Genomic DNA, 13,097 nt, shown 5'->3' on the forward strand with positions numbered 1-13,097 from the left:
GCCCGTCAACCCAGACGGGCCAGGGCCGTGCCGAACAACGGCGGAACACCCGTACCCAGGCGCAGCTGGCCGTCCTGCTGTTGCAGAATGTCCATGCGCGCCAGCCAATCTTCGAACTCCGGTGCCGGCCGCAGGCCCAGGGTCTTGCGCGCATACAAGGCATCGTGAAAAGAGGTGGTCTGGTAATTGAGCATGACGTCGTCCGACCCCGGAATGCCCATGATGAAATTGATACCGGCCACGCCCAGCAGGGTCAGCAGCATGTCCATGTCATCCTGGTCAGCCTCGGCATGATTGGTGTAGCAGATGTCGCAACCCATGGGCACACCCATCAGCTTGCCGCAGAAATGGTCCTCGAGCCCTGCGCGGATGATCTGCTTGCCGTTGTACAGGTATTCAGGGCCGATGAAGCCGACCACGGTATTGACCAGGAATGGGTCGAACCGCCGTGCTACCGCATAGGCCCGCGCCTCGCAGGTCTGCTGATCGACCCCATGGTGGGCGTTGGCGGACAACGCACTGCCCTGCCCGGTTTCGAAGTACATCAGGTTGTTGCCCTGGGTGCCGCGCTTCAGACTCAGGCCTGCTTCATGGCCTTCCTGCAACACCGCCAGGCTGACACCGAAGCTGCTGTTGGCCGCTTCGGTGCCGGCGATGGACTGGAACACCAGATCCAGCGGCACGCCGCGCTCGATGGCGGCTATCGAAGAGGTCACATGGGTCAGCACGCAGGATTGGGTCGGTATGCCGTAATGCTGGATCACGCCGTCGAGCATCTTCAACAGCTCGCTGATGGCGCTGAGGCTATCGCTGGCCGGATTGATGCCGATCATGGCATCGCCGTTGCCATACAGCAGGCCATCCAGAACACTGGCAGCGATACCGGCCGGATCGTCCGTGGGATGGTTCGGCTGCAGCCGGGTCGACATCCGCCCACGCAGCCCTACCGTGTTGCGAAAGCGCGTGACCACGCGAATCTTCTGCGCCACCAGGACCAGGTCCTGCACACGCATGATCTTCGACACGGCAGCGGCCATCTCCGGCGTGATGCCGGGCGCCAGGGCCCGCAGGCTGGCTTCGTTGGCCTCGTCGCCGAGCAGCCAGTCACGAAAGCCGCCTACGGTCAGATGGCTGACCGCAGCAAAGGCCTGGGCATCGTGGGTATCGACGATCAGGCGGGTGACTTCATCCTTTTCATAGGGGATCAGCACCTCGTGCAGAAAACGCGTGAGCGGCACGTCCGCCAGGGCCATCTGCGCCGCCGCTCGCTCGGCGTCGCTGCCGGCAGCAATTTCCGCCAGGTAGTCCCCCGAGCGTGCCGGACTGGCCTTGGCCATCAACTGCCGGAGACTGTCGAAGCGCCAGGTCTGCCCGGCGATGCTGTGCACGAAACTCATGCTGCCCTCCTCACTCGCTGGCCATTGCGGGGTGGCTGTCGCCGCGGCTGCGCACGAATACGCAGAACAGCGAGCCGAGGCACATCAGACCGATGAAGATCCCGCAGATCATCGCATTGAACCACACCATCGCCACCAGACACACCAGCGCCAGCACCAGCGCAATGGCCGGCACCAGCGGATAGCCGGGCGCGCGGAAGGAACGCTCGAGCTGAGGTTCGCTGTGGCGCAGCTTGAACAGGCTGAGCATGCTCATGATGTACATGACGATGGCGCCGAATACGGCCATGGTGATCATCGCTGCGGTCAGGCTGAGCCCCTGCAGGTTCACCAGGCCATCGCTGAAGATCGCCGCGATGCCCACCACCCCACCGGCGAGGATGGCGCGGTGCGGGGTGTGGAAGCGCGATAGCTTGGCCAGGCCCTTGGGCAGGAAACCCGCCCGTGCCAGCGCGAAGAACTGCCGTGAATAGCCCAGGATGATTCCGTGAAAGCTGGCGACCAGCCCGAACAGGCCGATCCATACCAGCATGTGCATCCAGTTGGAGTTCTCGCCCACCACGCCTTTCATGGCTTGCGGCAGCGGGTCGTTGATGTTCGCCAGGGCGCGCCAGTCGCCGACGCCGCCGGCGAAGATCATCACGCTGATGGCCAAGGTGACCAGGGTCAGGATCCCGGCGATGTAGGCCCGGGGAATGGTGCGTTTGGGGTCCTTGGCTTCCTCGGCCGCCATGGCCGCACCCTCGATGGCCAGGAAGAACCAGATGGCGAAAGGAATCGCCGCGAACATCCCGCTCAATGCACCGAGGCTGAACGTGTCGGACCCGGCCCAACCGCCCAGGGCGAAGTTGCTGAAACTGAACGCCGGCGCCACCACGCCCATGAACACCAGCAGTTCGAACACCGCCAGGATGGTCACCACCAGTTCGAAGGTGGCCGCAATGCTCACGCCGACAATGTTGAGGCTCATGAACACGGCATAGGCACCGACCGCGGCCCATTTGGGATCGAGTCCGGGAAACTGCACGTTGAGGTAGGCGCCGATGGCCATGGCGATTGCCGGCGGGGCGAAGACGAATTCGATCAGGGTCGCCAGCCCGGCAATCATGCCGCCTGCAGGGCCGAATGCGCGCAGGCTGTAGGCAAATGGACCACCCGCATTGGGAATGGCCGTGGTCAGTTCGGTGAAGCTGAAGATGAAGCAGGTGTACATCACAGCGACCATCAGCGTGGTGCAGAGGAAACCCAGGGTGCCGGCACTGCCCCAGCCATAGCTCCAGCCAAAGTATTCACCGGAGATCACCAGGCCAACGGCGATACCCCAAAGGTGCAGCGTGCCCAGCGTAGGTTTGAGTTTCGAAACAGTCATGGGGTGTGCCCTCGAAGACGGATGTGCGCATAGGAGCGTTCCTGAAGGGTAACCATAGGCGCCAAGTGGCAACATGACGCCTCGAAAGTGAAAGCAGCCCTACTCTCGATGATCGAACCGCTGCGCCAGTCTGGGGCTTGCCGCGATTGACTGCCCCGATCCAACGCACCGATGCCCGCACTTGCCGGGCGGCGCAGGGCTGGGCCCACAGGAACGCCATTTCCTTGAAACATCTGCACACATCAAGCCAGTCCAAGCCTCTGCCAGGCATATCCTGGTTTGCTCATCCCGCAGAATGACGAACCCAGAGCCACACTCATGGTCGCACTGAGGGAGCGACGTGCTCGGTCCGGGAGTTACCCACTCATGTTTCGCTTATTGCGCAGTTGCTTGACCCTGGCACTTCTGGCCGGCATAGCGGGATGTTCGCTGTTGCCCTCCAGGGATCCGGTTTCCATCAGTGTGGTGGGCATCGAGCCCTTGCCTGCGCAAGAGTTGGAGCTGCGCTTCGCCATCAAGCTGCGGCTGCAGAACCCCAACGAAACCGCCATCGACTACGACGGCATAGCGGTGAACCTGGACGTCAACGGCCAGCCGTTGGCCAGTGGCGTCAGCAGCCAGAACGGTCGTATCGAACGTTATTCGGAGGAAGTGCTGGCCGTGCCTGTGAGCGTGTCTGCGTTTACGGCGTTGCGCCAGGCCGTGGGCCTCAATCCCGCCCAGAGCCTGAACGGCATGCCCTACCGATTGCATGGCAAGCTTGCCGGCGGACTGTTCGGAACGGTGCGCTTCAGCGACAGCGGTACGTTGAGCCTGCCGGCCGCAGCGGGCTATTGAAACCCGGCGCTTGTGCCGCCGAATCCGACAGCCCCTGGCTCAGCGTGCCGCGGCCATCAGCTTGTTCACTTCGGCACGCACCATGTTGGCGTACTCAGGGGGAGACATGCCGTCCAGCTCGGCGCGTACCCACTCGGCCCAACGACCCTTGCGTTTGGCCTTTTCCCCGATGAGTCGGGCAGCGTCGGCCTTGGCCTTGCCCAGGTTGGCTTGCCACAGCTCGTAGAGACGGGCCTTTTCATCCTCGATCATGGCGCGCTCGGCCAGCGAACGATTAGCGAGATTGAAGCTCATTGCGAGTACCTGCCAGCAGAAAAAACAGGCGACATCTTACACGTCTGGACATGAAAACCTGTAGGAGCAAACGCTGTGCCTGAGCCCTGCATGCAACTTTCCAGGGCGCCGGGACTCAATCTTGCACTGCCTTAAATAAACACCAGGAGTGAGTGAAATGGCCCGTAGATCAAGTGCTGAATCGGCCGAGGATCAAATCAAGGATCAAGTTTTCAGCGAGCTGCTGGCGTTGATCGAAGAATCGGAAAAAATGCTCAGGGACGGCGCCTCCCTGGTGGGTGACGACGCCAATAGTCTGCGCGCGCAAGTCAACTCCAAGCTGGAGCACGTTTCGTACTCCCTGGCCGGGCTGCGCGAGCGCGCCAAGCCAGTGGTCGAAGCCACGCAAACCTACATCGGTGGCCATCCTTGGCAGACCGTTGCTGCTTCGGCAACCTGCGGCCTGTTGCTGGGTCTGCTGCTGGGCCGTCGCGACTGATCAGTCCGCACTGCACCCACAGATTTCACCCGTGTTCTCGCATCGTTGTTCCGGGCCGTCGATCGCAGCGGCCCTTCCTGCATCATTCTCCAGCCAAAGCCCGCAATCTTTCCAACTCTTCGACAGGCATCGAAATGCCTTGAGTCGTTGCCAGTGCGCGCTGGCGATAGCGCCTGTCGCCCGAGAGGCGCGATTGCCCGGCTTCATGCATGCGCTCGACCAGCTCGCGGCTACGTTCGGCAAAGTTCTGGCCAGCACGCTTGTCAGGGTCGATGACGATGATCAACTGCCCGGTCCAGGGCGTCTGCGCACCGGGATGACGTGTCCAATCGAACTCGAAGGAAAAATTTCCACCGGTGAGGGCCGCTGAAAGCAGCTCCACCATCATCGACAACGCCGAGCCTTTATGGCCACCAAACGGCAGCAGCGCCCCGCCATCGAGAATTGCCGCCGGGTCGGTCGTCGGCTGCCCGTGCTTGTCGATACCGGCGCCCACAGGCACAGGATGCCCGGCCCGTGCCGCGATCTGCACATCACCGTGGGCCAGTGCGCTGGTTGCCATGTCGAAGACCAGCGGATCCTTGCCTGCGCACGGCGCTGCGAAGGCGATCGGATTGGTGCCGAACAGCGGTTTGGTGCCTCCATGGGGAACGACGCAGGTCATGCTGTTGACCACGCTCAGGGCCACCAGGCCTTCGGCAGCGAACGGTTCGACATCTGGCCAGAGCGCAGCAAAGTGATGGGAATTGCGGATCGCCAGCACGGCGATACCTGCCTCGCGCGCCTTGCTCACCAACAGCCCGCGCGCCGCGGCCAGTGCTGGCTGGGCAAAGCCACCGGCGGCATCCACTGCCACATAACCACTGGCAACTTCTTCGACCTGCGGACGCGCCTTGCCGTCCACCCAGCCGCTGGCCAGGGTGGAAAGGTAACCGGGAATGCGGAATGTGCCGTGGCTGTGGGCCCCGTCTCGTTGGGCAGTTGCACAGTTGTGGGCAAGAATGTCGGCCACCTCGGCAGAGGTGCCATGACGCAAGAAGATCTGACGCAGCAAGTGCGTCAGATCATCGAAGGACAGCGATTGAACGGCGGGGTCGCTAGCAGGCATGGGGCATTTCCTGGCGTCAACGGAACGAGGTCCTAGTACGCCACACCCACCCGCCTCAGGACAAGCCCGCGGGCATCAGTCCTTCTGATCGCGCAGCACGTTGCCCGACTGGCCGTCGATACGGAACTCGTAGGCTACGCCGTCGGCTTTCTTGCCCTCACCTTCCCAGTAGCCGTTGTCGTCAGCTTCGATTTTCCACACTTCCGTGTAACCCTTGGACTTGGCGGTCTCGATGGCTTTCTCGATGGTGATCCAACCAGCGCCGGGCTTGTCGGCCAGCGCCAGGCCAGCGGTCATCAGGGCGGAAGTTGCAACGACGGCAGTCAAAGTCTTCTTGAACATGGGGCACTCCATAACAGTGATTGGTTTGTGCTGCACTGTCTTGGAGCGTCATCTCGAAAAATTAGTTCAAAGGCCGCCCGCTTACGGTCGCTTGACCTTGCGACGCAGCACACCGTTGATCACCACCACCAGTACGGCGATACCCATGGCAATGTACTGAAAGAGTTTTTCGGTGATGACGCCCTGGGTCTGCAGATAGGACAGCCCGAGCATGATCAGCAAGACCACCAGGGCAATCAGCAAGGAATATTTGATACGTTGAGCTTGAGTCATGTAGAGGTCCTGACAGTCGTGTTGGCCCGGATTCTGTTGCCGGGATGTATCTGTTTGCATGCCATGTTACATCGCCAGGGACCACCGAGGCACAGTGTTCGAGCACATCGCCACGGCCAATGTCATGCCAATGACGGTATGGATTTCCCACGCAGTTGCCGGAACCTGCCCACAGCCAGAGACCTCTTGACTCCTAGAGCCTCAGGGGCGCCTGGACAAGAATGACCTCCGGCCGGATTGGCCAAGTGCTGCCACAAGGAAGTCACCATGAACACCCAACAGCTCCAGCAGATCGACGTCGAGCAACTGCCCCATTCGCTGCAGGTATTGATCGAATGCATCGGTGTCGAACAGGCCTACCGCCTGACCCAGCTCTACGGCGGACGCCCGCGCTACATCCCCAAACACCCGCAACGCACCGCCTTGGCGGAACATCTGGAAGCCGCAACGGTAGTGGCGTTGATCCAGCGCTTCGCCGGCATGGCCCTGGAAATTCCCAAGGCCGACCATTTCCTGCGCCAATGGCGCAACCAGCAGATCCACCACGAGACGCGCAACGGCACATCTCGTAGCGAACTGGCACACAAGTACGGCCTGAGCCAGCGGCAGATCGGCAATATCCGCCGAACCCTGGCCCTTTGAGCCTTCCCCCAGGCCCGATCCGTGGGCCCGGGGTTGCCATCAGAAGTCGCGTTTGTAGAACAGATCCAGCGAGCTGGCGACGCCGCTGGCCACTTCCAGATACAAACGCTTGCTCAACAGATAGCGCAAAGCGATGGTATTGGCCGGCTCGAACACACCTACGCCATAGCGCAGGCTGAGCTTCTCGGAAATGTTGCCGCTGGCGACCACACTGGTGGCATCGCCGCTGCCTTGGGTGTCGAGTTGGAAATCTTCGATACCCAGGTCGGTGGCCAGTTTGCTGGTCACCCCCGAGCTGCCCATCAAACCCAGCCCGAGCGCCGCCTGGGCGAGCATGTTGTTGTCCTCGCCGCCGTTGCCCAACGGGCGGCCCAACACCAGGTAGGAGAGCGCCTGTTCCTGGCTCATGGTCGGTTCCGAGAACACTTCGCTAGTGGGTTGCTCGGCATTGCCGGTCAAGCGGATCCCGGCGATCACATCACCGGTGGTGCGGATCGCTTCGATGTCCAGGTACGGCTGACTGATTGGCCCGGCAAACAGCAGGCGCGCGCGGCGTATGGTCAGACGTTGGCCATAGGCGTTGTAGCGCCCGTCATTGAGGGCCAGTTCACCCCGGGTGTCCAGGTTGTCGCCGATATGAACATGGCCTGCCAGGTTGGCGCTCAGGCCGAAGCCGTTGAACGTGAGTTTTTCCTGGCCCACTTCGACATCGATATCAATGGCCATCGGCAACGGCGTCTTGCCCTGCTCGGTCTGGTTGCCGACGATGACCACGTCATCGGACAGCTTCACGGTGGACGGCGGCAATTGCCGAACCACGATGGCACCCTTGGGAATGAACACCTTGCCGACCACGGCGAGACGCTCGCCATTCATCTGGATGCGCAGGTCGGGCGCCGCTTCCAGGGTTGCATAGGGTTCGACATTGATCGGCAGCCGCGAGCCCTTGAGCTGCACGTCTACATCCAGGGCATCGGCCCAGGCGACGGTGCCGCCCAGCGACCCTTGGCCGGTCTTGCCGCTTTTCCAGCTGCCCTGCAAACGCACGCTTTCACCGGCGATCTGCGCCTGCAACTGCAGGTCTTCAAGGGTGGTCGGCAGTTCCGGGCCGGCTATTTCGCCACCGCTGAGACGGACGTTGCCGTTGACCTGCGGTGCCATCAGAGAACCTGTGATCTGTCCGCTGCCATCGAGCTGCCCCTTGAGGGTTTCGACCATGGGCACGAAGGGCCGAGCGATGGAAAGGTCGAGCCCGGCCAGGCGGAAACTGCCGGTGACAGGCTTGCTCTCCGGGATCGGATCGATCTGCGCAATCACCTGCAATTGCCCCAGGCGATCCCCGCGGAAATTGAGCTCGGTATCGATTCGCTTCGGGTTCAGACGGCTGGTCAGACGCAGGGTTTGATAGGGGAAGTCGACCCACTGCTGGTCGTTGCGCACCCGCAAGGTGCCGTTGCCGGCATCGACCGTGATCTCACCGGCCGGACCGCTGGCGGGCACATCCACCGCCACGTCGGCATTGAGCAGGCCCTCCCAGGCGAAATCCTTCGGCAACCACTGGGCCAGGCTGTCCAGCGGGAACTGCTTGAGGTGGTAGCGCAGGCGCGGCTCGGGCGCCAGGCGCTGGTCTTCGCCACACAGGCTGGCCTGTCCTGAGCGCCAACAATGGGCACCGAAGTTGACCTGCCCGCCAGCCAGATATTCCAGTCGCGCTGGCGCCTGCAGACGCCAGTCCTGGCCACCGGCCTGCACCGAACCGCTGGCCAGTCGCCCGCGCCAGCTGCTTTGTGCGGTGAAGCCTTTGTCCAGCGTACCGTCCAGACTGGTCGCCAGGGCAAGCTGAGGTCCCTTGAGAGCCAGTTGCACTTGCTGTCGCTTGATATCGCCCGAGGCCTTGGCGCTCAAGGTGCCCAGGTCGGTTGCACCTGCACGAATGCCCGCAGCGGTCAAATCCAGCGTGCCGCGCTGGGCCCCATCGAGGCCGGCGTCCAGGGTCAGGTTCTGCAGACGGTTGCTGTCCATTGCCAACTGTTGGCCCACCAGCTTGAGCTTGCCTTGGGGTGCCTGCAGGGTACCTGCGGCATCCATCTGACCTTTCAACCGACCCTGCAGCCCCGGCCACAACTGCCCCAGGCGGGCCAGGTCGATGTCCAGCCGACCCTCGACTCCCTGCTGCAGGCTGCCTTGACCCTTGATGCGGTTATCACCCAGGCGAACGTCGAGGTTGCCCAGCGTCCAGCGTTCGCCAGCGCCTTGGGCCTTGGCCTGGAGCACGGCCGGTTGCCCGCGCAAGCGGCCCTTGAGGTCCAGGTCGGCATCGAGGCTGAGTCGTTCGTTCTTGAATTCACCCGTACTGCGCAGAGGGCCGGCGAGGCTGCCGGGCATCTGCGCGACCCAGTAGGCCGGATCGATGGCGCTCAAGGCGAGTGCCGTGTCCCAGACGATGCCGTCGGCAAACTTCACGTTCAAGTGCCCTGCCGCCTTGCCCTGCCCGGCTACCAGTTCCAGCTGGGGGAGGAAGACCTGCTGCAGGTCGCCGCTGAACGGCGTTACCAGGGTGAATGCACCGGCCGGGCCATCGAAGGCACCTTTCAGGTTGCCCAGGTACTTGCCGTCGCTGTAATCGATCTCGCCGTTGAAACGCCGCACCTTTACGGCTGGCTCGGCAATGACCGGGTACAGGCGGTGCCAGGGGAAGTCCAGCCAGTCGATCCTGGCCTTCGCCGCCAGGCCTTGTTGCCAATCCAGAGAGCCAGACAGCCGCAGGTGCTGTTGCGCGCTGGACGAGATGTCCAACGCCTGCACCACGGCACCCTTGGCATCCACCCGCGCGCCAAGCAACAGGGTCATCGGCGACTGCTCGGCCGGCAGACTGGCCCGGCCATCGATGGCATAGCCAGCCTGCAGGTCACCCTTGGCGAGGAGTTCCAGCTGATTGAAAGCCAGGGTGTCGGGCAGCCCGGCGCTGGGTTTGAACGCCTCGCTCTGAATGCGCAACTGCGCAGGCAAATGCTCGGCCAGCGGCTGCACCGTGCCGGTGATCAGCGCGGGCAGGTAGCCGCTACTCTCCCCGTCCAGGGTCAGTGTGTCCAGCAGATCGCCCGTGGCGTTGAGGGTGACCTGCCAGGGCTTGTCGTCCACTGCCGGCAGTTGCACCTGAGCGTCGAGATCGAGCGGCCATTGGCCGCCAGGGCGCAGAGTGCCGTGCACATCCAGCACCAGTTCATCGCGCTGCAGGTGGGCTCGGTCGATCTTGAGGCCGTCGGCGGTCCAGTGCGCTGCCAGCTCCAGACCGCTCAGCTGTTGCACCCCATCCAGCTCCAGGCTATCGATACGCACATCGCCAAGTTCTATCGCGACGGGCAATTGCAGATCGGGCAATACGATCGGACCGCTGCCGGCAGGCTCTTCGCTGGCAGGCAACTGCGCAAGAATGGCGCCGGTGTGCAAGGTGTCGATGCACAGGGTCATGCGCCACAGGCAAGCGGGTGACCAGGCCAGCTCAAGCGCCTGCACCTCGACTCGAGTCGCCTGCTGCTGCCATACCAGCCTGTCGGCCTGCCAATGCCCGCCCAGCCTGCCACTGAAGTTTTCCAGGGTCAGTCCGGGCACGCGAGCCAGCGCCCAGCGGCTGCCGGCTTGCGTGCCCAATACCAGCGACACGGCCACGATCACGGTCAGCAGCAGGGCTGCGACCGCGCCTAGGGAGATCAGCAGACCTCGTTTCACTGCGGGCTTCATAGTTCCGGCCCCATGGAAAAGTGCAGGCGCACGCCACCGTCGTCATCCATGGCGTGGGCCAGATCGAGACGAATCGGGCCTACCGGGGAGACCCAGCGTACGCCCACGCCGATGCCCGTCTTGAGGTCGGCGAACTTGAGGTCGTTGAACGAGTTGCCCTTGTCGATAAAGGTCGCCAGGCGCCATTTCTCGGCAATCGAGTACTGGTATTCCACGCTGCCGGCCACCATGTAGCGTCCACCGATGCGGTCGCCATCGGAGTTTTCCGGAGACAGGGTCTGGTAATCGTAGCCACGCACGCTCTGATCGCCACCGGCAAAGAAGCGCAGCGAAGGCGGAACGGATTTGTAACCGTTGGTGGCGTTGCCGCCCAACTGCACTCGGCCAAGCAAGCGATGATTCTGCGCCACGGTGGTCAAGCCCTTGAGCATTACGTTGCCATGCAACAGGTTGGTGTCCGACATCAGCCCTTCCTTGGCCACTTGCGCATCGAACTGCACACGGTAGCCATTGTGCGGGTCGACCTTGTTGTCGCTCTTGAGGTAGGTGTAGCTGATGCCTGGCATCAACAGGGTACTCAGGCCGGTGTCGTCGCCCAACCGGTATTCTTCGCGTTGCCACTTCAGCGAGATGACCCGCTGCCAGCCGCTGGGCAACTTGCTGTGCCATTCCGGGCCGAATGTCAGCAGTTTGCTCAGGCTGTCGGTGTCGGCCAGCTCTTCGTATTGATAGCCACCAGCCCAGCGCAGTTTGTCGGTGAGGGGTGGATCCAGGGGGATGTCATACCAGAGCCCGACGTTCTGCCGAGGCGCGGAAAGCTCCATTTCCGCACCATAGCTGTGGCCCTGGGGGTTGACCCAGTGGCGGGTCCAGTTGGCTTTGCCGCGCGGCCCCACATCGGTCGAATAACCCAGGCCCAACCCCATGGTCCGGGGCTTGCGCGTGGTCAGTTGCACGTCCACGGGAATGACCCGCTCGGTGGCTGCCGTTGGCGCCGCGTCGACCCGCACGCCTTCGAAATAGCCACTCGATTGCAGCGCCTGGTTAAGCTCGGCAATCAGTTCGGAATCGTAGGCGGTGTCTTCCTTGAAGGGCACCATGCGCTGCAGCAGTTCATCGTCGAAAGGCGTGTCGCCCTGGAAACTGACCTTGCCCAGCTTGAACCGCGGACCGCTGTTGTACACCAGTTCGATGTCGGCCAGGCCTGCCCGTGGGTCGACGGCCAGGCGCTGCTTGCTGAAGGTGCCACTGAAGAATCCATAGCGCGAGGCCTGGTTCTGGATAAGCTGCTTGGCATTCTCGTACTGACCGTGGTTGAGCACCGCGCCAGTAGCCAGCTCGCGACTGTGCGGTACGCGGAAGGCCTTCATTTGCGCCGCCGGACCTTCGACACGTACGGTGACGTTGCGCAGATGTATAGGCTCTCCCGGCTCTATGTGCAGCAGCAGGCGGGGATTTTCTCCCGGCTGTACTTCGCTGCTCACTCGCGCCTGGTAATAGCCCAACGCCTGCGCCGCTTTCTGCGCCTGCTCCTCGGCCCCGCGACTGAAGCGCAACAGTGCCTCGCCGTCACGATCGCCCAGGCTGCCGATATAGCCTTCGACATTGCTCTTGAGCGCCGCATTGGCAGGGTTGATGCGCACATCGAGTACGCTTTGGGCCTGAGCCGCCATACATGCAACCAGCAGCGCCAGGCTGCCGGCCAATCGTCCTGAATAGTTCATAGGCGAATGCTATCACGACCTGTACGTCGATTTGGACCCTGCCAGGCGTCGTGGATGACTGGAGTTCAGCCTTGTGCGTAACCGACTGTTTCAGAACTGCGGACCGTTTCAGGGCTGGGATGGAAGAACACGTACTCGACCACCGGACCCAATGGCACTTCGCCGATCTGGGTATAGCCTTGCCGTTCGAAGAACGCCAGATAGCGCGGATTGCCGGTGTCCAACACCACGCCTTCGGACGTCGGGTCCTGGGCGCACCAGTTGTGTACCGCCGTCAGCAGTTGCTCAGCCAGTTCAGGGCCCTGGTAATCGGGATGCAGCCCCATCAGCGGCAGCACATGCACCGCATCCGAAGGCAGGCAATGCTGCACGGCGTGATGGTATTCAAGATAACGGCGGGTACCTTCCACGCCGGTGCCCAGCATCATCCGCCATTGCCAGGCCCAGCTCTCGGTAATGCCCAGGCGACGCTGGGGCGGCGCTACCAGCGCAACGCCGGCTAGACGGTCATTGAAGAACAGGCCCAGCGCCGGTAGGTCCTGGAGGAAGTGCTGATTGACCAGTTGCCGCACCGTGGAACGCACGCGGCGTTCGAACCCAGGACGATCGGCTTCGAACAGGTAGGCAAAGGTCGGGTCCAGCAGGTAGGTCTGATAGAGCAGCGCACGGGTTTCCCGAGCGTAACCACCATCAAGCTGACGTACTTCTGCAGCGGTGGTCGAGGTCTGGAGCATGGAGGTCTGTCCTTGGCGAGTGCAACGAGTAGTCAATGGACGATGCGCGGCGGCAGGGGTTCCGTGCCTGGCGCAGGCAAGTCACGCTGGATTGCACGCCGCCGCGCTGGTCGCTTGCGCCACACTTCGTTAGCATCGCGCATTTGCCAGGATCCGCG

General features: G+C 62.6%; 12 protein-coding genes. 3 read left to right on the forward strand and 9 right to left on the reverse strand.

Going from position 1 to position 13,097, the window contains the following annotated elements:
• Window positions 1–5: 5 nt before the first annotated feature.
• Both H7993_RS03395 and eat read right to left on the reverse strand, forming a co-directional pair.
• Entirely contained in the window at window positions 6–1,397 is a 1,392-nt protein-coding gene (locus tag H7993_RS03395; protein ID WP_185793440.1) for an ethanolamine ammonia-lyase subunit EutB, read from the reverse strand.
• A 10-nt stretch (window positions 1,398–1,407) separates the two neighbouring features.
• Entirely contained in the window at window positions 1,408–2,766 is a 1,359-nt protein-coding gene (eat, locus tag H7993_RS03400) for an ethanolamine permease (RefSeq protein ID WP_185793441.1), read from the reverse strand.
• Window positions 2,767–3,132: 366 nt separating this feature from the next.
• Between eat and H7993_RS03405 the strand changes: the two genes are divergently transcribed.
• Window positions 3,133–3,603, forward strand: a complete 471-nt coding sequence (locus tag H7993_RS03405) for an LEA/WHy family protein (RefSeq protein WP_185793442.1) — start codon at window positions 3,133–3,135, stop codon at window positions 3,601–3,603.
• A 39-nt stretch (window positions 3,604–3,642) separates the two neighbouring features.
• On the opposite strand, the gene H7993_RS03410 is transcribed toward H7993_RS03405, so the two are convergent.
• On the reverse strand, window positions 3,643–3,897 hold the full coding sequence (locus H7993_RS03410) for a hypothetical protein (protein WP_122476946.1): 255 nt from the start codon (window positions 3,895–3,897) through the stop codon (window positions 3,643–3,645).
• Window positions 3,898–4,054: 157 nt separating this feature from the next.
• Between H7993_RS03410 and H7993_RS03415 the strand changes: the two genes are divergently transcribed.
• On the forward strand, window positions 4,055–4,375 hold the full coding sequence (locus H7993_RS03415) for an ElaB/YgaM/YqjD family protein (RefSeq protein ID WP_122476944.1): 321 nt from the start codon (window positions 4,055–4,057) through the stop codon (window positions 4,373–4,375).
• Window positions 4,376–4,457: 82 nt separating this feature from the next.
• Here H7993_RS03415 and H7993_RS03420 read toward each other — a convergent pair whose 3' ends face one another.
• The 3 genes from H7993_RS03420 to H7993_RS03430 all read right to left on the reverse strand — a co-directional run bounded on the left by H7993_RS03420 (window position 4,458) and on the right by H7993_RS03430 (window position 6,098).
• Window positions 4,458–5,483 (reverse strand): Ldh family oxidoreductase, encoded by a 1,026-nt coding sequence (locus H7993_RS03420; protein ID WP_185793443.1) that lies wholly within the window; start codon window positions 5,481–5,483, stop codon window positions 4,458–4,460.
• A 75-nt stretch (window positions 5,484–5,558) separates the two neighbouring features.
• Window positions 5,559–5,825, reverse strand: a complete 267-nt coding sequence (locus H7993_RS03425) for a PepSY domain-containing protein (RefSeq protein WP_122476941.1) — start codon at window positions 5,823–5,825, stop codon at window positions 5,559–5,561.
• Between the two features lie 81 nt (window positions 5,826–5,906).
• Window positions 5,907–6,098 (reverse strand): hypothetical protein, encoded by a 192-nt coding sequence (locus tag H7993_RS03430; RefSeq protein WP_185793444.1) that lies wholly within the window; start codon window positions 6,096–6,098, stop codon window positions 5,907–5,909.
• A 267-nt stretch (window positions 6,099–6,365) separates the two neighbouring features.
• Between H7993_RS03430 and H7993_RS03435 the strand changes: the two genes are divergently transcribed.
• The gene (locus H7993_RS03435) at window positions 6,366–6,740 is read left to right on the forward strand and encodes a Mor transcription activator family protein (protein WP_185793445.1); all 375 of its coding nucleotides are present in this window, start codon (window positions 6,366–6,368) and stop codon (window positions 6,738–6,740) included.
• 39 nt (window positions 6,741–6,779) lie between these two features.
• Here the strand turns inward: H7993_RS03435 and H7993_RS03440 are convergent, their stop codons facing one another.
• From H7993_RS03440 to H7993_RS03450, 3 genes are all read right to left on the reverse strand, one after another.
• Entirely contained in the window at window positions 6,780–10,469 is a 3,690-nt protein-coding gene (locus tag H7993_RS03440; protein WP_185793446.1) for a translocation/assembly module TamB domain-containing protein, read from the reverse strand.
• Between the two features lie 8 nt (window positions 10,470–10,477).
• The gene (locus H7993_RS03445) at window positions 10,478–12,205 is read right to left on the reverse strand and encodes an autotransporter assembly complex protein TamA (protein ID WP_185793447.1); all 1,728 of its coding nucleotides are present in this window, start codon (window positions 12,203–12,205) and stop codon (window positions 10,478–10,480) included.
• A 65-nt stretch (window positions 12,206–12,270) separates the two neighbouring features.
• Window positions 12,271–12,939, reverse strand: coding sequence for an N-acetyltransferase (locus H7993_RS03450; protein ID WP_185793448.1), 669 nt, complete (start codon window positions 12,937–12,939; stop codon window positions 12,271–12,273).
• Window positions 12,940–13,097 lie beyond the last annotated feature (158 nt).

It is taken from the genome of Pseudomonas baltica (assembly GCF_014235765.1).
Lineage (GTDB): Bacteria > Pseudomonadota > Gammaproteobacteria > Pseudomonadales > Pseudomonadaceae > Aquipseudomonas > Aquipseudomonas baltica.